General features: G+C 71.6%; 19 protein-coding genes. 11 read left to right on the plus strand and 8 right to left on the minus strand.

What is annotated here, in order from left to right:
- Positions 1 to 172: 172 nt before the first annotated feature.
- Positions 173 to 337 (minus strand): alpha-hydroxy-acid oxidizing protein, encoded by a 165-nt coding sequence (locus OG490_RS38225; RefSeq protein ID WP_330301349.1) that lies wholly within the window; start codon positions 335 to 337, stop codon positions 173 to 175.
- Between the two features lie 58 nt (positions 338 to 395).
- On the opposite strand from OG490_RS38225, the gene OG490_RS38230 reads away from it, so the two are divergent.
- From OG490_RS38230 to OG490_RS38240, 3 genes are all read left to right on the plus strand, one after another.
- Positions 396 to 1,133 (plus strand): hypothetical protein, encoded by a 738-nt coding sequence (locus tag OG490_RS38230; RefSeq protein ID WP_330301350.1) that lies wholly within the window; start codon positions 396 to 398, stop codon positions 1,131 to 1,133.
- Positions 1,130 to 1,462, plus strand: a complete 333-nt coding sequence (locus OG490_RS38235; protein WP_330301351.1) for a winged helix-turn-helix domain-containing protein — start codon at positions 1,130 to 1,132, stop codon at positions 1,460 to 1,462. Before OG490_RS38230 ends, OG490_RS38235 begins: the two co-directional genes overlap by 4 nt.
- A gap of 67 nt (positions 1,463 to 1,529) precedes the next feature.
- Positions 1,530 to 2,318, plus strand: coding sequence for an HNH endonuclease family protein (locus tag OG490_RS38240; RefSeq protein ID WP_330301352.1), 789 nt, complete (start codon positions 1,530 to 1,532; stop codon positions 2,316 to 2,318).
- On the opposite strand, the gene OG490_RS38245 is transcribed toward OG490_RS38240, so the two are convergent.
- The 3 genes from OG490_RS38245 to OG490_RS38255 all read right to left on the minus strand — a co-directional run bounded on the left by OG490_RS38245 (position 2,305) and on the right by OG490_RS38255 (position 9,166).
- The gene (locus tag OG490_RS38245) at positions 2,305 to 3,822 is read right to left on the minus strand and encodes a hypothetical protein (protein ID WP_330301353.1); all 1,518 of its coding nucleotides are present in this window, start codon (positions 3,820 to 3,822) and stop codon (positions 2,305 to 2,307) included. The two genes, OG490_RS38240 and OG490_RS38245, sit on opposite strands and share 14 nt — an antisense overlap.
- Positions 3,823 to 3,860: 38 nt before the next feature.
- The gene (locus OG490_RS38250; protein ID WP_330301354.1) at positions 3,861 to 7,634 is read right to left on the minus strand and encodes an ACP S-malonyltransferase; all 3,774 of its coding nucleotides are present in this window, start codon (positions 7,632 to 7,634) and stop codon (positions 3,861 to 3,863) included.
- A gap of 323 nt (positions 7,635 to 7,957) precedes the next feature.
- A complete protein-coding gene (locus OG490_RS38255) occupies positions 7,958 to 9,166 on the minus strand; it encodes an MFS transporter (protein WP_330301355.1) in 1,209 nt (402 codons plus the stop codon).
- A 248-nt stretch (positions 9,167 to 9,414) separates the two neighbouring features.
- Here OG490_RS38255 and OG490_RS38260 point away from each other — a divergent pair, with 248 nt between their 5' ends.
- Positions 9,415 to 9,765: an ArsR/SmtB family transcription factor gene (locus OG490_RS38260; protein ID WP_330301356.1), complete on the plus strand. Its 351-nt coding sequence runs from the start codon at positions 9,415 to 9,417 to the stop codon at positions 9,763 to 9,765.
- Between the two features lie 8 nt (positions 9,766 to 9,773).
- On the opposite strand, the gene OG490_RS38265 is transcribed toward OG490_RS38260, so the two are convergent.
- Positions 9,774 to 10,526 carry a response regulator transcription factor gene (locus OG490_RS38265; protein WP_330301357.1) on the minus strand — a complete coding sequence of 251 codons (753 nt, stop codon included), beginning with the start codon at positions 10,524 to 10,526 and terminating at the stop codon, positions 9,774 to 9,776.
- Between the two features lie 186 nt (positions 10,527 to 10,712).
- On the opposite strand from OG490_RS38265, the gene OG490_RS38270 reads away from it, so the two are divergent.
- Positions 10,713 to 11,306: a TetR/AcrR family transcriptional regulator gene (locus OG490_RS38270; RefSeq protein WP_330301358.1), complete on the plus strand. Its 594-nt coding sequence runs from the start codon at positions 10,713 to 10,715 to the stop codon at positions 11,304 to 11,306.
- Positions 11,307 to 11,347: 41 nt separating this feature from the next.
- Here OG490_RS38270 and OG490_RS38275 read toward each other — a convergent pair whose 3' ends face one another.
- Together OG490_RS38275 and OG490_RS38280 are read right to left on the minus strand one after the other, a co-directional pair.
- Complete coding sequence (locus OG490_RS38275) at positions 11,348 to 12,121, minus strand: SDR family NAD(P)-dependent oxidoreductase (protein ID WP_330301359.1); 774 nt, start codon at positions 12,119 to 12,121, stop codon at positions 11,348 to 11,350.
- 174 nt (positions 12,122 to 12,295) lie between these two features.
- Positions 12,296 to 12,934: a ScbR family autoregulator-binding transcription factor gene (locus OG490_RS38280; protein WP_330301360.1), complete on the minus strand. Its 639-nt coding sequence runs from the start codon at positions 12,932 to 12,934 to the stop codon at positions 12,296 to 12,298.
- 123 nt (positions 12,935 to 13,057) lie between these two features.
- On the opposite strand from OG490_RS38280, the gene OG490_RS38285 reads away from it, so the two are divergent.
- The gene (locus OG490_RS38285; protein ID WP_330301361.1) at positions 13,058 to 14,074 is read left to right on the plus strand and encodes a ScbA/BarX family gamma-butyrolactone biosynthesis protein; all 1,017 of its coding nucleotides are present in this window, start codon (positions 13,058 to 13,060) and stop codon (positions 14,072 to 14,074) included.
- Between the two features lie 96 nt (positions 14,075 to 14,170).
- Here the strand turns inward: OG490_RS38285 and OG490_RS38290 are convergent, their stop codons facing one another.
- Positions 14,171 to 15,745 carry an FAD-dependent monooxygenase gene (locus tag OG490_RS38290; RefSeq protein WP_330301362.1) on the minus strand — a complete coding sequence of 525 codons (1,575 nt, stop codon included), beginning with the start codon at positions 15,743 to 15,745 and terminating at the stop codon, positions 14,171 to 14,173.
- A 176-nt stretch (positions 15,746 to 15,921) separates the two neighbouring features.
- Here OG490_RS38290 and OG490_RS38295 point away from each other — a divergent pair, with 176 nt between their 5' ends.
- From OG490_RS38295 to OG490_RS38315, 5 genes are all read left to right on the plus strand, one after another.
- A complete protein-coding gene (locus OG490_RS38295; RefSeq protein WP_330301508.1) occupies positions 15,922 to 16,731 on the plus strand; it encodes a 2-amino-3,7-dideoxy-D-threo-hept-6-ulosonate synthase in 810 nt (269 codons plus the stop codon).
- Entirely contained in the window at positions 16,728 to 17,837 is a 1,110-nt protein-coding gene (locus OG490_RS38300) for a 3-dehydroquinate synthase II (protein WP_330301363.1), read from the plus strand. The genes OG490_RS38295 and OG490_RS38300 overlap by 4 nt, the downstream gene beginning before the upstream one ends.
- Before the next feature lie 91 nt (positions 17,838 to 17,928).
- Entirely contained in the window at positions 17,929 to 19,332 is a 1,404-nt protein-coding gene (locus OG490_RS38305; RefSeq protein ID WP_330301364.1) for a class I adenylate-forming enzyme family protein, read from the plus strand.
- Entirely contained in the window at positions 19,332 to 20,315 is a 984-nt protein-coding gene (locus OG490_RS38310) for a bifunctional transcriptional activator/DNA repair enzyme AdaA (RefSeq protein WP_330301365.1), read from the plus strand. Before OG490_RS38305 ends, OG490_RS38310 begins: the two co-directional genes overlap by 1 nt.
- The gene (locus OG490_RS38315) at positions 20,312 to 20,809 is read left to right on the plus strand and encodes a GNAT family N-acetyltransferase (RefSeq protein WP_330301366.1); all 498 of its coding nucleotides are present in this window, start codon (positions 20,312 to 20,314) and stop codon (positions 20,807 to 20,809) included. Before OG490_RS38310 ends, OG490_RS38315 begins: the two co-directional genes overlap by 4 nt.
- Positions 20,810 to 20,841 lie beyond the last annotated feature (32 nt).

Genomic DNA, 20,841 nt, shown 5'->3' on the forward strand with positions numbered 1-20,841 from the left:
TGCAATCCCGGCGTCCACGCCCGTCAATGGGGCAGGACACCCTTGGTGTCGGCCTTCCATCCGGAAGCTGCCCGCCCTCGTGCCGAGAATTACAGAGGGCGTGCTCAACCGTTCCCGCCCGGCCCCTGCAGGAGGCCGGGCGGGAAATGCGGGGCCACGGGCCAGCGGCGGGTCAGCGGGCCAGCAGGTCGAAGCCGATTCCGGCCGGCGCCCACAGGACCGGGCGCCCGCTCAGGACCGCGTCGGCGCCCAGCGCCAGAGCCGTCAGTACGTCCGTACCGGTGCGGATCCCTCCGTCGACCAGGACCGGGACGTCTCGGGCCGGGGCCTCCACCACCGAGCGCGGATGTGCGCAGTCTCTTGCCCCAACTGGTTTGTGATGCAAAGCTGACTGCATGACAGACGCATCGGTGCCGTCGCCGGGCACTCCTCATCAAGTCCTCGCCGATCTGGGTGAGTTGACGCGCAAGGTCCGCACCGCCCAGCGGGGCACCTGGTTCCCCCTCCTGCTGTTCGGCGTGCTCACCCTCGGCGGGATCCTCGTCGACCGCCTCACTTCCACCGTCTTGACCGTCACCACCTGCCCGCCCATGCCCGGCTCGACGGGAACCGTCCCCGAGAGCTGCACCGTGACCAGGCAGGGGTCACCGCTCTACTGGATCCTCGGGATCACCCTGGCCTACGCCCTGACCGCGTTCTTCTACGTCCGCCGCTCCCGCAACCGCGGCGTCGGAACCCCGGTCCGGCCCTACGTCCTCGCGGGGATCGCCCTCGTGGCCCTGGTGGCGGCCACCTCGTTCTGGGTCGTCCGGCACGGGATGCCGCTGCCCGGCGCCCCGCTCGACTTCTGGGGCCTGCGCCTGGACCCCGCCGCGAGGCCGACGCAGATCCTCGAACGGTTCGTCGCGGAGCCCGCGACCATCGGGCTGCCGCTGCTGGTGCTGTCCTGGGTGGAACGCAGCCGCGCCCTGCTCCTGTTCACCCTGGCCTACCTGGCCATCGAGCTGGCGCCGGTCTCCACCGGCTCGCCCTGGTCCGACCTGCCCCGACTGGCCGTCCCGGCCGCGTTCCTCCTGCTCGGCTCCCTCGGCTTCGCCCTGGCCCAGCGGCCCCGTCAGCGCGGCGCGTCATGACCGACGGGCCCGATCAGCACCCCGTCAACGGCCTCGACGACGTGGTCCACCAGCGCGTCCGCCTCGGCATCCTGACCGTCGCCCACCAGGCGCGCCGTGTCGAGTTCGGCTTCCTGCGCACGGCGCTCGGCCTCACCGCCGGAAACCTCAGCCGGCACCTGGCCGTCCTGGAACAGGCCGGCCTGGTCCACATCGAGAAGGGCTACGAGGGCAAGCGCGCCCGCACCTGGCTCTCTCTCACCCCGGCGGGCGACCGCGCCCTCCAGGAGGAGGTCACCCAGCTCAAGCGGCTCATCCAGCAGATCGAGGGTGAGCGCATGTCACCGTGACGGCGACCCCGGTGATCGAATTATGGTGGTTTGGTCCTATCGTCGATTGACCACCGAGGTTGTGCCCGTGCCCCACCCCCGCTCCTCCCGCGCATCCCGTGCCTCCCGTTCCTCCCGGATGCGGCGCGCCCTGACCGCAGGCGTACTGGCCCTCGTCGTGGTGGGCGTTTCGGGGTGCGAGTACCCCGACGATCGCGCGGCCGGGAAGACACCGCCCGCGCAGGGCGGCCCGGCGGTCGTGGGAGCCCGGGCCGCCCTCGACGGGCTGGCGGTCAAGGGCCGGGCGCCGAAGACCGGTTACGACCGCGTCGGGAAGTTCGGGCCCGCCTGGTCGGGGTCCACCGGCGGGTCCGGGACCGGCGGGCGCTGCGACACCCGCAACGACATACTGCGGCGCGACCTCACCGGGGTCGTCGGCAAGGACGGGTCCCGGTGCGTGGTGGGCACCGGAACCCTCCCCGAGGACCCGTACACCGGCAAGCGGATCGACTTCGTGCGCGGGCCCGACAGCTCCGCCGCCGTCCAGATCGACCATGTGGTCGCCCTGTCCGATGCCTGGCAGAAGGGCGCTCAGCAGATCTCCCAGAGCCGGCGCGAAGCCCTCGCGAACGACCCGCTGAACCTGCTCGCCGCCGACGGGCCCGCCAACCAGCAGAAGTCCGACTCCGACGCAGCGAGCTGGCTGCCGCCCCACAAGGCCTTCCGCTGCGCTTACGTGGCCCGGCAGATCGCGGTCAAGAAGCACTACGCCCTGTGGGTGACCGCCGCCGAGAAGGCCGCCATGGGGCGGGTCCTGAACACCTGCCCCGGCCAGCCCCTGCCCACCCACGACTCCCCCGGCGTCAAACTCCGCTGACCGGGGTGGTGACCGCGGCCCCCGGGAAGCGGAACCGCCCGGACAGGGGCGTCTCCTTGAGCGCCGGGCCGCGCATGCGCAGCGCGTAACTGATCAGGGCGTGGTCGAGCATGTACAGCCGGGGCTCCTCGCGGCCGCCCTCCGAGAGCTGGTCGATGACCCAGGTCATGGGCGAGGCGCCGCCGTAGGCCTCCCTGGGCTCGAAGAGGAGGTCGGCGCGGCCGATCTCCCCCAGCACGTTGAGCGTGTAGGCGAACGGATAGGGGCGGTTGACCCGGTCGTCGTCCGTGCGGTTCAGATCGGGGAAACCGTCCACGAGCCGGTCGAGCGCCTTGTCCCCGATCAGGTCCATGCGGCCGGTGAGCATCGCGGTCTGGATGACGTAGGCGTAGGCGATCCCGTTCAGGAAGTAGTTCGCCCCGGGATCGATGTGCACCCACTCCCCCACGATCTCCTCGACGAGGGCGTCCAGGTCCGGCACCTGCTCGTCGAGGCGGCCCAGGTTGTGCAGGGCCATGACGTGGTACAGCCCCATGTGGGTGCGCTCGACGGAGGTGATCCGCCCCATCAGCTCCTTCGCCTGCGCCAGCCGGTCGCGGCCGTGGGTGAGGTACTCCTCGGGGCGGCCGGTCATGGCGATGGCGTTCAGCATCGTCAGCAGCGGATAGACCTGGGGGAAGGCTTCCGACATGGGCTGCGGGAACACCGGCGGACTGTTCAGCTCGTCCGCGCGGTCGAGGTGGTCCAGGACCTCCTTGATGTGATCGCGGCCCTCGCCGGAGATGAAGTGCCCGTACCCGAGCAGGGAGATGACCGACAGCAGCACCGCGCCGCCGCGCCCCCGGAAGAACGGCGCCGGGATCTGCTCCAGCAGGCCCAGCGCCTCCCGTACGTAGTTGCGCCGCCCGGCGACCAGCCGCTCGCCGAGCCCGAGCTGGCCCAGGGCGAGGAAGACCGCGGAGTAGGCGGACAGCTTTTCGTACTGGCCGTGGCGCCCGGCGTTCTCGTCCTTGATCCGGTCCGGTTCGATCGCGTCGGCCACGGCCAGGATCTCCGCGGGGAAGTCGGTGTCCGCGTTCAGCAGCGGACTCCGGTCCAGGCCGAGCTTGGCGAAGGAGTCCATCACGATGCAGCCGGCCATCAGCCGGAAGTACGGGTTCTCCTGCGCGCGCACCGCCTCCAGGACCGGGCCGAGGGCCTCCTCCAGGTCGGAGCCGCGCAGCGGGCGGGCGGGATCGAGGACGCCCAGGACGAATTCGGCCATGAGCCGCGAGAACCGGGTGTAGCCGCTTGCCGTGACCCCCTTCGCGTCGAGCAGGGCGAAGGTCCGGCGGATCCGCTCGGCGGCGGCGGGATCGTAGGCCACGGGGTACTGGCCCAGGCCGATCCCGCGCACCATGCGGCTCCACGGCGTGGCGATCATGCGGGTCTCGTTCGACAGGTGGCGCAGGCCGTCCACCGGAACGGGGAAAGGGGAGGGGGACGGGGAGGGAAGGGAGGTCATGGGAGTGCCTTCCGTAGGGCGGGATGGGACGGGGTCGGCTAGTTGCCCGGCCTGCGGCGCGGCGGTACTTCGAGGCCCAGGAACTCGGTCCTGGTGCCCTCCAGCATCTCCAGGGCCCAGTTCAGCCACTTGATGCCCTCGCAGTAGATCGCCACGGGCCTGCGCTGCGTCTGGTAGGTGTCCATGAGCGTCCCGTCCAGCTCCTTCTGGAAGTGGAAGGGCGGCATCGCGGTGAAGTGCTGCCCCATCACGAACACGAACCGCACCAGCCAGTACGGGTCGTCCCGGAGGTAGGCCGAGTCCGGGTCGTCGAGACCGAGCGCGGCCGTCATCACGGGGGCGAACCAGTCCTCCATTCCCCGGGGCTCCGCGTGGTCGACCGTGCCTCCGCCCTGGACCACGTCCCGTACCCGGTACGCCCGCTGGTACGGGTTGTCCTCCAGGAAGGCGATGTCGACGGCGGGGGTCTTCCCCGGGCCCACGTCGACGCCCAGCGTGAACTGCTCGAAGTGGATCTCGTCGTAGTGGCCGATGGAGTTGTGCCACGGCTTGTTGTCGTACATCGCGTCGTCGCGGGTGTCCTTGCCGTCGCTCTTGTAGCCGATGGCCCGCGGATCGAGGAACTTGATGCCGAGCGAGTCCGCGGTGATGGCCGCCAGCGCCGCGTCGAGCTCCTCGCGCGCCGCCCCCTCCTCGATGAGCCGCTGCGCGCGCAGCAGCGGGCCGCTGTCGGTGATCTTGATGTTCTCGGTGTTCGTGTCGCCCATGACCAGCGAGTGGAAGGCCGGCTCCAGGATCTCCAGGAACTCGGGAGCCGCCCGGAACCGCTCCAGCAGGGCCCCCGAGTTGAGGTAGGACACCCCGTTGATCACGATGCGCTCCGAGTCGAGGAGGTCCTCGCCGAAGGTCCGGGGCGCGGTGCGGCGGCACAGGGCGAGGCGGTCCTCGATCTTCTTGAAGTACGAGGTGTTCAGGGTCTCGCCGGGCGCCAGGTGGCGGCCCACGCTGTGCACGTTCTCGTTCAGCACCCGGATGATCTGCTCGTAGAGCCGCGCGACCACCGCGGGCGGCGGGGTGTGCTTCTCGACGAACCGGCTGACCTCGTCGCCCGCCACGTAGCTCATCTCGTAGATGACCTCCCGGTACCCGGTGCGGCCGTCCTGTCCGCGCAGGTGGGCCGGTACGGGGACCTCCCGTTCCAGGGTGGCGAAGGCCTCGGGGAAGTGGTCGCGCACCGGCAGCGGCAGGGACTGCAGGAACTCGGCCTGCTTCGCGGCCTTCGCGAACGGCGGCAGCATCACGCCGTCCCCGTCCGGGTTCCAGTGCGCGGTGGTCAGGGCCTCGCTCAGGATCTTGCGCACGGTGACCTGCTCCTCGTCCTCCTTCCTGATGAAGATCGTCATGGACTCGCTGCCGCCCTTGCCGAAACCGACGATCCGCTCGCCGGGCTCGACGTAGGAGTAGACCGTGCTGGAGAGGACCTTGCGGCTCTGGGCGTTGTCCAGGACGCGCTCGTTCTCCCCGGTCATCGCGAGGACGCAGGCGTACTCGAACGCGTCCAGCTCCGGGCTCAGCCGCTTCTTCCACGCCTGCGCCGGGTCCGTGATCCGCAGGACGTGCCCGTGGTACGGGCCCACGTCCAGGGAGGCCGCGTCGAGCTCCGAACCCAGCGCGACGACCTGGCAGTTGCCGTTGAGGTGGATCCGGCGCACCTCGGTGTTCAGGGTGGCGCCCCGGAGCACCGCGCGGGTGGCGTCCTCCAGGTCCTTCCTGGACTGCACCGGTACGCCTTCGGGCGATATGACGGCGATCACGGCACTGGTGAGGCTGCTCAGCACCAGCTCGACGGCATCGTCGCGCAGCCGCGCCGCGGACAGGGCGACGGCGTCGGCCAGGGAGATCGCGCCCGACACCGCCAGGGCCACCAGCCAGCCGAGCGCGTCGCTGCCCTCCAGGTAGTAGTCGCTCTGGGTGAACAGCGCGGGCCGGTGCCGGGCGAGGGTGTGGAAGAGCAGGTACGGGTAGACGATGCGGTGGTCCACCGGGGGGAGTCGCTCGCCGCCGCCCCGCAGGCCCTTGAACATCTGGTTGTACGCCTGGAGCGCCACCGGCTGGGTGTTGACGAGCAGCTCGGTGCGGCGCTTCAGCTCCGCGTCGTCGAGGTCGGCGAGCGCGTCGAAGTGGAAGACGAGCACCTCCGGACGGCCGGTCTCGACCGTCCGGGTGCGTGCGGTGCCCGCGGCGTCGACCACGCGCAGCTCCAGGTAGGCCTTGCCGAGGAGCTCGGCGGCGGGGTCCTCGGCTGCGGGGTCCTCGGCGGGCGCGGGGCTCTCGGAGGTGACCCGCTTCTTCAGCCGGGCCTTGGTGACCAGCTCGCCGCGGCCCACGTCGATGTGGTCCCGGTGGTTGCGCGTGTGCTGGAAGACCTCGAGCAACTCGTAGAACGCGTCGGCCCCTTCCCGGTCCGTGCAGAGCATCTCCGCCGTGATGACGCGGCCGAGGGTGCGGGAGAAGTACTCGTCCCAGGCCTCGCTGCCCTCGGCGAGGCGGAACAGTTCACGGAGCGTCTCGTGGTGCCCGTGGTCCGGCCGGCCCCCGGCGGCGTACAGGGCCTCCAGGTCGGTCATCAGGGCGTCCACCACGCCGAGGGCGTGCAGGAACCGGTCGGTGTCCGCCGGGGTTCCGGTGTAGGCCATGACGGGGGCGTCGGTGGCGTTGTCCTTCAGCAGCCGGGCCGACTTGTTGCCGAGGCCCAGCTCCAGCACGAGGTCCGCGTCGAGGCCGTCGAGGACCTCGCAGGTGTCCCGGGAGGCCATCACCCGGTCGGTCATCGCCAGGATCCCCTGGCGGATGCCGGCCGCCGTGGTGAGCAGCGACCGGTCGTGGTTGGACACCACCGGGACACGGGGGTCGGCGAAGCGGACCGACTGGATGTCGAGGAACTTCTCCAGGGCCTGGCGGGCGGGCCGCATCCGCGCGGAGTGGGCCAGGAAGAAGGTCGGGTCCTTCAGCTCCTCGGTGGCCACGCCCGGGAACCCGGCGACGAACCGGTCGAAGTCCGCCTTGGCGCCGGGGCTCACGTAGACGTTCGCCTGCGTCGGCGAGTAGGCCTTGTGCAGTTCCACGTCCACGAGCGGGTATGTGGCGTGCAGCGCGGCCAGGACCTCCGTGAGGGCCTCGGGCCCGGGGGCCTTGACCGCGACCACGTGGGAGGGCTCGGGCACCAGGGGCGTCTGGCGGACGGAAGGCGGCAGGTAGCAGGCCATGTTGCGGGCGAAGGGCTCGTCGGTGCTCCGGCCGCCGGCCGCGAGCAGCATCAGCGGGGTGAAGGCCGTGGCGATCTTCACGCCGTCGGCGACGGACAGGGAACCGCTGGCCACCGCGGCCGTCAGGATGCCGAAGCTCTCGCCCGTGTAGGCGATGAAGCTGAGCGGAGTCCCGTTCTTCTCGGCCCGGTCCCGCAGGTAGGCGTCCAGGGCCAGGCTGTGCACCAGCAGGGCGGCCCCGATGAATCCCTGGCGCTCCAGCTTGCCTTGGGGGAGGTTCTCGGACGCGGTGAGCACCAGGTCGGGCCGGGTGGGGAAGCCGAGGGCGCGGGCGGCGTCCTGGTAGATGCCGGTGACCTCCGGGATGCCTGAGTCGAGGAGTGCGCGGCCGAGGTCCTGGTAGGACGCCCGGCTGCCCAGGCCGGGGAAGAACCCGGCCACGCGTACGCGGTCCTTCGTGCTGAGGATGTCCTCGAGGAGCGCGGGCCGGTAGGGGGTGGCCGGGAACGGCCGGGCGGGCTGGGCGGGGGTGCTGGAGCTGGACACGTGCATCGCCTTCTCGCGTTGGGCTGCGCGGCGGAGGAAGGGAATTCCCCGACGCTTTCCATCGGATGACGAGAGAAAGTCTTGTCCAGCCGACCGGGCCGGTTCAATGCATTCCAATTCAGGCTTGTTCAGGTCTTTACAGGGCGGGCAAGGGAGTTTTCCGGGAAGGTCAAGGCATGTCAGATGATTGACAACTGTGCAGGTCAGTCGTGCAGCAGTGACGACTTCCAGGCTTCCCCTGCCTTTTTGGAGAACGGCAAAAAAGCAGGACCGCGGGAGCCCCGAGGCCCCGCGGTCCTGATTTATCGAAGCTTTTACAATTCCTACTGGACGCCCGCCCCGACCTTTCCGGGCTGCGGTGCGGAGCCGGCCGAAATCACCTGGGCGGCCTTGGAACGGACGGCCATCGAGCCGCCGCCGACCGCGACGACGAGGGCCGCGAGGGCGAGGCCGGCGCCGACCCACAGCGGGGAGACGAACCCGTACCCGGCGGCGATGGTCAGTCCGCCGATCCAGGCGCCGAGCGCGTTGCCGACGTTGAAGGCGGCCACGTTGGCGCCGGAGGCCATGGTCGGCGCGTCCTGGGCGTACTTCATGATCCGGACCATCAGGCCGGGGGCCGCGGAGAGGCCGACGGTGCCCATCAGCAGCAGCGAGATGATGGTGGCGGTCTTGTTCTCCGCCGTGAGGGCGAAGAAGACGAGCACGGCGATGAGGACCGCCATGATGCCGGCCAGCGAAGCGTTCAGGGACTTGTCGGCGACCTTGCCGCCGACGAAGTTGCCGATGAACGTGCCCACGCCGAAGACCACGAGCAGCCACGGCACGGTGCCGGTGGCGAAGCCGGTGACGTCGGTGAGCGTGAAGGCGATGTAGGTGTACGCACCGATCACGGCGCCGAAGGCGAGCACGCTGAGCGCGAGCGAGATCCAGACCTGGCCGCGCCGGAAGACGGCGAGCTCGCCGCGCAGGCTCTGCCCGGACGAGGGGGTCTGCGGCACCAGGAGCTGGATGCCGATCAGCGCGACGACGCCGATGACGGTGATGGCCCAGAAGGTGGAGCGCCAGCCGAACTGCTGGCCCACGAAGGTGCCGAGCGGTACGCCGAGCACGTTGGCGGCGGTCAGTCCGCCGAACATGAGCGCGATGGCGCTGGCCTTCTTGTTGTCGGCGACCATGTCGGAGGCGACGACGGCGCCGACACCGAAGAACGCGCCGTGGCACAGGGCCGCGACGATCCGGCCGGTCATGAGCAGCGCGTAGGTCGGGGCGACGGCGGACATCAGGTTGCCGACGATGAAGAGCAGCATGAGGCCCGAGAGGACCTTCTTGCGGTCGAAGCGGGCGACGGCCGCGGTCAGCGCGATGGCGCCGATCGCGACGCTCAGCGCGTAGCCGGAGACCAGGTAGCCGGCGACCGCTTCGGAGACGTTGAAATCGTCCGCCACCTCGGGCAGCAGACCTACGATCCCGAACTCGGTGAGGCCGATACCGAAGCCTCCGAGTGCCAGGGCAATGAGCCCGATAGGCATGTGAAAACCCTTCGTTGTTGCGTGGCATGCGGTGCGGGACCGTGCCGTGCCTGACCAGTGAATGGACGCATCGAAGTATCGCAGTATTTCGATGCGAGATGTCAAGTCGGTCGCTGCGCCACGGCCCGCGGCCGCCGGTGGCGTAACGTATCGCCTATCCTCGATGCGTAGAGGACCGTCCTGCGCCCACCCGAGAAGGCTCGATGACGACACAAGACACGCGAGGCATGGCCGTGAACGACATGCCCATGACAGATGACTCCGCGGCTGAGCTCACGGCGCTGATCGAGCCCCTGAAGGCGCTCGCCCACCCCGTACGGCTCCAGGTGCTCCAGTGGCTGCGCACCCCCGAGGAGCACTTCCCCGTCCACGAGGTCGGGGTCTGCGTCAGCCACATCCAGGCCAGGACGGGGCTCGCGCAGTCCACCGTCTCGGCGTACATGGCCGTACTCGAACGCGCGGGGCTCGTACGCTCCGCACGCGTCGGGAAGTGGACCCACTACCGGCGCGACGAGGAGGGCATCGCCCGGCTCATCGAGGGGCTCGGGCGGGACATCGGGGGCATCGGGGCGGCGCCCGCACCGTCCGCCCGGCCCTGAAGGCGGGCTCATCCGTGGCCCATGCGGTAGCCGACGCCGCGGATGGTGATGACCCACGTACCGGCGCCGAGCTTCGCCCGCAGGCTGCTCACATGGGTGTCTATGGTGCGGCTGGAGTCGGCCCAGCTGGTGTCCCAGACCCGGTCCATCAGCTCCTTGCGGGAGATGACGTTCTCGGGGGCCGAGGCCAGGATGTGCAGCAGCTCGAACTCCTTGGCCGTCAGGCTGACCGGCCCGCCGCGCAGGTGGACCTCACGGGTCTTGCCGTCGAGGTGGAGCGGCCCGATGGAGATGTTGCGGGTCGGCTCCGGCCGGGCGTGGGCCCGGCGCAGCACGGCCTCGATGCGCGCCGTCATCTCGTGCACTCCGCAGGAGGCGAGTACGCAGTCGTCCGCCCCGGCCTGCAGGGCGAGGACCCGGTCCAGCTCGGTGTCGCGGCTGGTGACGGCGATGACCGGCTTGTCCCCCGCCTCCCGTATCGACCGGCAGACCTCCAGGCCGGCGATGTCGGGGAGGTCGAGGTCGAGCACGACCAGGTCCGCGTTGCGGTGCGCACGTAACGCCTCCTCCCCGGTTTCCACGCTGGTCGCCGAGTACCCCTGCCTGCGCAGGTAGCCGACCCGCGCCTCGGCCATGGCCTCGTCGCCCTCGACGACCAGTACGCGGATCTTCAGTGCCTCGGTGACCTTGCTGGGATACGGGCCCGCGGTGTCCGCCGCGTCCCGCCGGCCAAGCCACGCGAGGTGTCCCCCCAGAGTCATGCCTCCCCCTCTGTCCGAGGAAAATAATAGTACGTTTTTTGTTTTTTGGCGATCGAGCCCGGTCGACAGCAGGTCCGGACTCGATTAAATAATAGTGTGCACTTTTTTTTAAGGCCCATCCAGCCCCGGATGAGCAATCTCACTCGACGACCGGCCGCCCCGTGCTGCCACGGAAGGAGCGCAGGGATGCAAGAGAGGGCCGCCCGGACGCGACGGACCCTGGTCTCCGCCGCCGCCTGCGAGTTCGACCGCAGTGGCTACGCGGGGGCGTCCCTGGTCCGGATCGCACGGTCCGCCGGGATCTCCTTGGGGGCGCTGACCTTCCACTTCTCCAACAAGGAGGAGCTGGCGGAGGTGGTCCGGGCCAAGGGCCACGACGCCACCGTGGCCGTCGTGGACCAGGTGCGGGACCGTCAGGAACCGCCGGTGGAATCGGTCGTGACCCTGACCCTGGCACTCGCCGGACTGCTGGAGGCGGACCACTGCGTCCGCGCGGCGGCCCGGCTGACCAGGGAACTGCCCGGGTGCGCCCCCGACTGGACCTCGGCGTGGGTCCCGTTGATCGGCGAGTGCCTGGGGCGCGGCGGCCCGGGCCGGTCGGGTCCCGTCGCCGATCCGGCGGCGCTCACCGTGCTGGCCACCCACCTCGTTGCCGGTGCGGAGGCCGACCTGCGGCGGCGGGCCGACCACGAGGAGGATCCCGCGGGGCGGACCGCCGCGCAGCTCGCCCGGATCTGGGACCTCGTCCTCGGCGACTTCCGCTCCTGGGGCGCCGGCTGACGGAGCGTGCGGGCCCCGGCCCCGGCCCGCGCCCCGGGGGATCAGACCGCGCTGGTGCCGCCGTCCACCGGGACCGCTCCGCCGGTGATGAAGGAGGCCTGGTCGCTGAGGAGCCAGGCGGCCGCGCGGGCCACCTCCACCGGTTCGGCCAGGCGCTGCTGGACGGCTCTGGCGGCAGCGGCCTGTTCCAGTTGCGGGAAGGCGCGGATGGCGTCCTCCATCAGGTCGGTGCGGGTGGCTCCCACCATCAGGGCGTTGATCCTGATGCCGTGCTGCCCGTACTCGGCCGCCGCGGCCCTGGTCAGGCCCAGCACGGCGTGCTTGGCCGCCACGTACGGGGAGATCGCCCCGGTGGCGAACTGGCCCGCGGTGCTGGAGGTGTTCACGATGGCGCCGCCCGTCTCCTGCCGGATCAGGACCGGGAGCTGCTGCTTGAGGCAGTTCCAGACGCCGCGGACGTTGACGTCCATGATCTGGTCGAAGACCGCGTCGTCCGTCTCGTGCAGGCGGGGCCCGATCGAGCCCCAGCCGGCGTTGTTGAAGGCCCCGTCCAGTCCCCCGAAGGCCTCGACCGCACGGGTGACCGCGCGTTCCACGTCCGCGGTGGCCGTCACGTCTCCGGCCACCGCCTCGGCGCGGCCGCCCGCGGCCCGTATCCCGGCGGCGAGTTCCGCCAGCCGGTCCTCGCGGCGGGCCATCAGCACCACCGCCGCACCCTCGGCAGCGAACAGCCGCGCGGCCGACGCGCCGATGCCGCTCGAAGCCCCCGTGACCATGATCCGCTTGCCCCGCAGCATTCCCTGGACCTGTTCCATCCCGCGCCCTCTCCCCTCACCCCGACACTGGTACGCCGCCCACCTGGGCCGTCTCGGCCCCGGCCGGTGTCACCGGGCCGCCCGTACCGGGCCGCCCCGCGTGTTCCTACGCCGCGCGTGTTCCTACGCCCCGCGTGTTCCTACGCCCCGCGTGTTCCTACGCCCCGCGTGTTCCTACGCCGCGCGCCCGCGGGCCTCGCCGTACTCGATCCTCTTGAGGGCGCTCGGCACGGCCACGGCCTGGAGCAGGCACTCCCAGATCTCCCCGATCCGCTGCGGCAGGTCCTCGTGCGCGCTCTCGACGAAGGAGTGCATCTGCGCGCCGGTACAGGCGTTGACCACCACCCGGGCCAGCGCGGCGACGTCGGTGCCCGCCCGCAGCTCCCGCATGCCCTGCGCGACGAGCAGGTCCTCCAGGATGATCTCGGTCCACTGCCGGTGGGAGTTGTCCGCCGCCGGGGTGAACTGCTCCTGTTCCCACACCAGTCGCGCGCCCGCCCGCAGGACCGGGCTGGAGGGCAGCTGGCAGGCCCAGGTGAGCGTCACGTCCACGGCGTGCTGGAGCCCGCGCGAGGGGTGCGGCGGGACCACGAGCTCGGGCTGGCCGGCCACGATGTGCCGAGCCAGTTCGCCCTTGTTCCTGAAGTGGAAGTACACCGCGCCCAGGGTCACGCCCGCCCGGTCGGCGATCTTCATCACGCTGGTTCCGGCGAAGCCCTGCTCCGCGAACTCCTCGGCCGCGGCCTCGATCAGCGCGGCGCGCGTCCGCTCGGCCCGCTCCTGTTTCACTGCCCGCACGGCCACGTGCTTCACCCACTCTTCATCCGACTGGCTTCACTAAAAGAAAAATATTTTCTATTTTATACGCGAGGGGTGGATGGTGGACCCACACACCGCACCGCCCGGTTCCGCAAGCATTCCAGGGGGCACGTCGTCATGACATCAACCGCGACCAGCATCACCCACCACGCCGCCGCAGCCGAAGGCGGCCCCGCGGTGTCATCCGCACCCGCGGCGTTATCCGGGCCCGCTGCGTTAGCCGCCTCCGCGCCGTCGTCCCGTCCCGCCTTCGAGTCCCTGGTCGGCAAGTCCAGACCGGACGAGACCCTGGTCACCGACTGGAGCATGGTGTCCGACACCCTCCAGCGGGTCACCGTGCGATGGCCGCGCGACCACTCCTTCTACACCGCGAACGGGCGCTACAGCCCGCTGCTCTTCACCGAGAGCCTGCGCCAGGCGCTGGCCCTGCTCACCCACAGCGTCCACGAGGTCCCCCTCACCCACCGGACCGGCTGGGAGTACTTCGCCTCCTGCGTCGACCCCGAGGCGCTCGCCATCACGCCGGAACCCGGGCTCGAAACGGTCACCCTGCTCATCAGCCACCTCTCGGTGAAGCGCCGCCGCCTCGGCTCGGTCCACCTCACCTCGGCCGTCGAAGCGCGGCGCGGCGAGCGGCCCATCGGCGCCGCCGAACTGCGCTACAGCGCCCATCCGCCCGCCCTCTACAACCGGCTGCGGGGCACCTACGCGCAGGCCTCGCAGGCCTTCGGACGGGCCCTGCCGCTCACCCCGGCGGTGCCGGCCGCCCTGGTGGGCCGCCCGTACGAGCGGGACGTGGTCCTCTCCCCCACCGCCGCGGAACGCACCTGGCAGCTGCGCGTCGACGTGGGCCACGGCGTCCTGTTCGACCACCCGCACGACCACGTGCCGGGCATGGTGCTGCTGGAGGCCGCGGTCCAGGCGGCGCAGGCGTGCGCGGACCGGCCGGTGGTGGCCACGGCCTTTGAGACCGAGTTCCACCGGTACGTCGAGTTCGACCGGCGCTGCCTGGTGACGGCGGAGCCCGTCGCCCCCGACAGCGCGGGCCGCGACCGGGTACGGGTCACCGCGACGCAGGAGGGCCGCCCCGTCTTCTCCGCGACCGTGGCGACCGTACCGCTGCACCGGTACTGACGGGCCCGGCGGCGGTCGCCCCCGCTGCCGTCGTCCCCGCTGCCGTCGCCCCCGCTGCTGTCACCCCCGCAGCGGCCGTGCCCGTAGCGGCCGTCGTCACACCGCCCGCGGCAGCGGCAGCCCGGGGTCCCCGAACCAGCGGGTCAGGGCCAGTCGCAGCTCCTCCGCGTCCCGGGCCTCGCCCAGGGCCGACCAGACCGCGTAGCCGTCGGGGCGCACCAGCAGCGCGCCGGTGCCCCACCCGTCGCTCGCGGCGGTGGCCGTCACCACGTCCACACGGTCGGCCCAGGGCGCGGCGAGGGTGCGCAGGCCGAGGTGGCCGGCCAGGTCCAGGAGCAACGGGCGGCCACGGTGCAGGAGTTCGGCCAGGCTGGTGGGCCCGTCCGCGGTCTTCAGGGGCAGGCTGGGAACGAGCCGGCCGGCCAGCGGGTCGGCGGGGCGCGCGCCCACCGGGTACGTCACCGCGGTGCCGGTGATCATGGCGCTGAGGTAGGCGTTGACCTCGTCGAAGTGCATGAGCTCCGAGAAGAGCTCGCGCAGCGCGTCGGTGCGCGGATCGGGATCCATGAGCGCGACCTGGGCCCGTACGTTGTGCAGGACGGCGGCCGCGACGGGGTGCCGCTCGCTCTGGTAGGTGTCGAGCAGTCCGGGCGGCGCCCAGCCGCGCAGCTCCGCGGCGAGCTTCCAGCCGAGGTTGACCGCGTCCTGCAGGCCCAGGTTCACGCCCTGGCCGCCGGCCGGGAAGTGCACGTGCGCGGCGTCGCCCGCCAGCAGGACCCGGCCCTTGCGGTAGAGCTCCGCCTGGAGCGAGGCGTCGCTGAACCGGGAGATCCAGGCGGGGCTGTCCATCGGGACGGGCCGGCCCGCGATCCGCTCCACCTCGGTGCGCAGCTCGGCGAGGGTGACGGGGGCGTGCCGGTCCTGGTGCGGGCCGCGGAAGTCGTAGGTGCACACCCGGCTCAGCCCGTACGGGTTGGTCCACAGCAGCGTCCAGCCGCGCGGGGTGCGCTGCCAGCCGCCGGGGGCCCCGGCCGGGTCCAGCAGCCGCACTTCGCCCATGAGCGCGGCGACGGTCGGCCCGGCGCCCAGGAACCGGATGCCGCTCAGTTTGCGTACGGCGCTGCGTGCCCCGTCCGCTCCGACGACCCAGCGGGCGGTGAGGGTGCGCTCGCTGCCGCCGGGGGCGCGCAGGCGCAGCCGCACGTGGTCGGCGTACTCGTCGAGGCCGACCAGTTCCGCGCCCGGGACGACGCGCGCGCCGAGCCGGGCGGCGTCCCGTGCGAAGACCTCCTGTGCCCAGGCCTGCGGGCTGCCGACGATCACCGGGCCCTCCTCGACCACTTGTGACAGGTCCAGGTCGAAGAGGGCGCCGAAGTGGAAGCCCACCGGGCCCCGGATCGAGCGCGCGGCCGTGCGGTGGCCCGGCTGTACGGCCTCCAGCAGGCCGCGGCGGTCCAGGGTCTGCGCCGTGCGGGCGTGCAGGGTGCTCGCCTTGGAGATCCCGTCCGGCTCCGCCAGCCGTTCCAGCACGGTCACGTCGATGCCGAGCAGGGCCAGTTCGCGGGCGAGCAGGGTGCCGACCGGTCCGCCGCCGACCACGGCCACCTCGGTGTCGACGCCCAGCGCCTGCGCGCCCGCGCCGGCGTTCGCGGTGTCCTGTCCGGCATCCATGGGGCCTCCTTCGTCGGCGCTGCTCTCAGGGAACTAACACCGCCCGGGGCAGGGGAGTTGCCGTGCTCGGCGGGGGAGCGGCCGCGCGGCCGCTTGGCCCGATCCTTCAGCGGCCCTTGCCACAGTGCAGCCATGAGACAGAGCTGTCGCGAACGAAGGGGTGTGTCATGACGAGCATGCCGCTGACCGGGAAGGCATTACGGCTGGCGCGGTTGTCCCGGGGAGGTGACGGCCGGTATCTGTTCATCCCGCTCGATCACTCTGTCGCCGACGGGCCGATCGTGCCGGCAGCGGGATTCGCGGGCCTCGTGGCGGACATCGTGGAGGGCGGCGCGGACGCCGTCGTCGTCCACAAGGGCAGGGCGCGGATGATCCCGCCGACCCTGCTGACCCGCACCGGACTCGTGGTGCACCTCAGTGCCAGTACGAACCACGCACCCGATGTCGACGCCAAGGTCCTCGTCGGCGACGTGGAGGAGTGCGTGCGTCTGGGCGCGGACGCCGTGAGCGTCCACGTCAACATCGGCTCCGACACCGAGGCCGACCAGCTGAGCGACCTCGGGACCGTGGCGGCCGCCTGCGAACGCTGGGGCATGCCCCTGGTCGCCATGATCTATCCGCGCGGGCCCCGGGTGGACAACCCCTTCCGACCGGAGCTCATCGCCAACGTGGTGGCCATCGCGGCCGACCTCGGCGTCGACATCGTCAAGACGGTCCTCGCGGCCCCGCCGGAGCGGATGGCGGAGGTGGTCGACAGTTCCCCGCTGCCGATCATCGTCGCCGGCGGCGGTGGCGGGTCCGACGAGAGCCTCACCGCCTTCGCCGTGTCGGCGATGGCCAACGGCTGTGCCGGTCTGGCAGTCGGCCGTCGCGTCTTCACCAGCTCCTCCCCCAAGCAAGCGGTCCAGAAACTGGCCGCGATCGTCCACGGCCATGGGCTCGCTGACCAGCCCGAGCCTCACCCCGAACTGGCAGGTGCCCTGTGAAATTCGCCTGGATCGACCTTCGCTCCGTCCCCGCCGCCCACCTCGAAGCGGTCATCGACGCTGCCGTCCACGCCCGTGTCGACGGCATCGTCGGCAGCGACCCCGAGGTGCTGGCCACGCTGCCCGCCACGGTCAAGCGCATCCTGATCGGCGCCGAACGCCCCGAGAACCAGGGCCTCGACGATCTGATCGTGCTGCGCGAGGTCGCCGGCAACGACCACCTCAACGAGTTGCGCGCCCGTCACCAGAACGGCGAGAAGGACATCGCCGCGCTGGTCAACGTGACCGACGACCCGACCCTGACGCTGGCCTGCGAGACGGCGATCGCCCTGCCGTACACGGTGGTCCAGTTCAAGGACCCGACCAAGATCCCGCTGGAGATCGTGATCGCCGCGGCGGACCGCGCCCCGGGCCAGCTGATCTGCCAGGCCGACGACCTCGAAGAGGCCAAGGTCATCATCGACGTCCTGGAGAAGGGCTCGGAGGGCGTACTGCTCTCCCCGCGCAGCGCCAACGACGTCTTCGAGCTCGTCGAGGCGCTGCGCGTCAAGACGCCCGACCTGAACCTGACCACGCTGACGGTCGACTCCATCGAGCACCTGGGCCTGGGCGACCGGGTCTGCATCGACACCACCTCGCACTTCGAGAAGGACGAGGGGATGCTCATCGGCAGCTACGCGCACGGGTTCATCCTGTGCGTCAGCGAGACGCACCCGCTGCCGTACATGCCCACCCGTCCGTTCCGCATCAACGCGGGCGCCCTGCACAGCTACGTGTTCGGGCAGGACAACCGGACGAACTACCTGAGCGAGCTCAAGGCCGGCAGCCCGGTCCTCGCCGTGGGCGCCGACGGCCGCACCCGCCGCATCGTCGTGGGCCGCATCAAGCTCGAATCGCGTCCGCTGCTGAGCATCAAGGCCACGTCTCCCGAGGGCGTCGAGGTCAACCTGATCGTCCAGGACGACTGGCACGTACGGGTCCTCGGCCCCGGCGCGAGCGTCCTGAACGTGACGGAGCTCAAGCAGGGCGACCAGGTCCTCGGCCACGTCGCCACCGACAAGCGCCACGTCGGCTGGCCCGTGGGCGAGTTCTGCGTCGAGAAGTAACCCCGCAGCCCGCATACGCCGGTCCGGTGCCGTGCCGCCTCCTCAGGGGCACGGCGCCGGCCGGCGGGGACGTACCGGCCCCGGAGAAACGATGAGCGACGATGGCTGGTGGGGCGCCGAACTCCTCGCCTGTGCCGACCCGCGAGCGGTCTGGGCGGAGGTGGACGGACCCGACCCGTCCGCTGCCGTCTCCTTCGAGACCCTGCGCGTACGGACCGCGCGCCTGGCCCGCACCCTGACCTTCCACGGAATCCGTCCGGGGGCCTCCGTGGCCCTCCACGGCTCCCCCAGCTTCACCCACCTGTGGGCGGTGTTCGCCCTGTGGTCGATCGGCGCGCAGGTCATCCTGCTGGAACCGGCCCTGGGCCGCGCGGAACGGGAGGCACTGCTCGAGCTGAGCGACCCCCAGTACGTGGTGACCCTCGGCGAACTGCGCCGCGACGAGAAGACCTTCGTCCCGGAGTGCGAGGTCCTGGTGCGGCCGCGGCCGAACGCCCGGGCCCCGCGCACGGACCACTGCCTGGTGCAGTTCTCCTCCGGCACCACGGGCCGCCCCAAGGCGGCCGGCCGCACCGCGGACTCACTGCTGACCGAGGTGCGCCGCCTCGGACGCCTCCCGCTGATGCCCCGGGCGGGCGAACGGGTGGCCGTACTGGAACCGGTGGCCCACTCGTTCGCGCTGATCGGCGGGGTGCTCCACGCCCTGGCGGTGGGGGCGGCTGTGGTGTTCCCGGCCGCCGCCGACCGTACATCGGTCGTCTCCGCGGCCCGGCGCTGCGAGGTGCTCCTGGGCCGCCCGAACCATTTCGCGCAGCTCACAGGCGCCCCGGCCGGGTTCCGGCTGCCGCGCCTGCGGCTGGCCGTGTCGGGCGGCGACGCCCTGCCCGGTGAGACGGCCGGAGCCTTCGCCCGGCGCTACGGGGTCCTCGTCGGCCAGGCCTACGGCACCACCGAGACCGGCATCGTGGCCACCGACCTGGCGGGCACGCACGGCCCGGGGTCGATCGGCGTACCGGTCCCGGGCGTCCGCACCCGGGTCTCCGGCGGAATCCTCCAGGTCGAGATCCCCCGCTCCCCCTACCCCTACGAGGCCTCGCCGCTCCATGACGAGGGCTGGCTCTCCACCCATGACCTGGTGGCACGCGATCCGGCGACGGGCGCGCTGCGGCTGCGCGGCCGGGCCGGTCGGACCACCTCGGGCGCGGACCTGCTGGACATCGAAGCGGTGCTGCGCGCCCACCGGCACGTCACGGACGCGGTGGTACTGGGCGGAGCGGATCCGGTGGAGGCCCACGTGGCGGGCACCGAAGACCTGCGCCCGGCGGAACTGTCCGACTGGTGCCGCCGCTTCCTCGGCGAACACTCCTCCCCGCGCCGCTTCCACGTGGTCCCCGAGCTGGCCCGCTCCGCCAGCGGCAAGGTGCTGCGTGACCGGGCCCGGCTGCACGCCCGGGGCTGGGCCCCGCCGCCGGGGCCCGCGGGACGGAGACGGTGATGCCCGTACTGACGGCCGCGCCGCCGTCCCCCGCCCCGTCCCCCGCCTACGCGAGCGACGAGGAACGCTGGCGGGCGGTCCGGGACGGGGACGGGGCCGCGGACGGGAAGTTCTACTACGTCGTCCGCACGACCGGCATCTACAGCCGCCCCTCCTGCGTGGCGCGCCTCGCGAACCGGGAGAACGTCGAGTTCCACTCCACCCTGGAGGAGGTCCGCGCCCGCGGCTACCGCCCGTGCCGCCGCTGCCACCCCGACGAGCCGGTACTGAACCGCTACTACGCCGACACGGTGGCCCGCGCCTGCCTCCTGATGGACGAGGCGCTGGCACCCCCCAACCTGGACCTCGTGGCCCGGTCGGCCGGCTACAGCCGCTTCCACTTCCACCGCATGTTCAAGTCCCTGACGGGCGTGACCCCGTACGCGTACTGGACGGCGGTGCGCGCCCACCGGGTGCGCGGCGAACTGATCCGGGCCCGGACCGTCTCCGACGCCATCTACCAGGCCGGTTTCAATTCCAACGGCCAGTTCTACGCCGCCTCCTCCGCCATCCTCGGCATGACCCCCCAGGAATTCCGCGCGGGCGGCGCCGGCGTCCACATCCACTCGGCGACGGGCACCACCACCCTGGGCCCGGTCCTGGTAGCGGCAACGGCCAAGGGCGTGTGCGCGGTCCTCGCGGAGGCGGAGGACCCGCCGGACGCCGGGGACGCCGCGGACGGCACCGACGGTGCGCGGCTGCACGCCCGGCTGACGGAACTCTTCCCGCACGCCGACCACCACGAGGCCGATCCGGCCTTCGACACTCTCGTCGCGCGGGCACTGCTGCGCGCTGAACTCCCACTCACCGGAGGGAAGTTACTGCCTCCCACCGCCCTGCTCGTCTGCCTTCGGGAGCGGATCCGCCAGGAGCTCACCCCGCTGCGGGCCACCCCATTCCGGTGTGGAACCCGGGTCCGGACGAACGTAGCCTTCCTCGGGTGACGAAGACCGTGACGACGTACGTCGAGATGACCGACCCGAGCCGGCTCGTCCCCGGTGCTCCGGTCCCCGGGCTGGCACTCGTCTCCCTCGATGGGGACCTGTCGCCGGTTCCCGGCCTGATGGCCAGGATCGGCGCGCCGTACCAGTGGCGCAGCGCCCGGCGTGACCCACAGGAGTGGCAGGCGTGGTTCGCCGCGCATCCGGACAGGACCTGTTGGCTGCTGACGCTGGCGGACGAGCCGGCCGGCATGGTCTGTTACGACCTCCACCCGGGCGCCGACGTCGAGATCAGGACCTTCGGGCTCCTGCCGGAGTTCACCGGCAAGGGGCTCGGCGGTCACGCGCTGACGCTCGCGGTCCGGCAGGGCTGGACCCTGGTGCCGGGCGTGCGCCGGGTATGGCTGCACACGTCGTCGGCGGACAACCCCAACGCGCTCCCCAACTACCACCGCCGCGGATTCCGCACCTTCAGGACCGAAGAAGGCGACCACTGAACTCCCGGGCCCCGACTCGGGAGGGGACTTGC

Origin of the sequence: Streptomyces sp. NBC_00503, from assembly GCF_036346895.1 — a bacterium.
Taxonomy (GTDB): Bacteria; Actinomycetota; Actinomycetes; order Streptomycetales; family Streptomycetaceae; genus Streptomyces.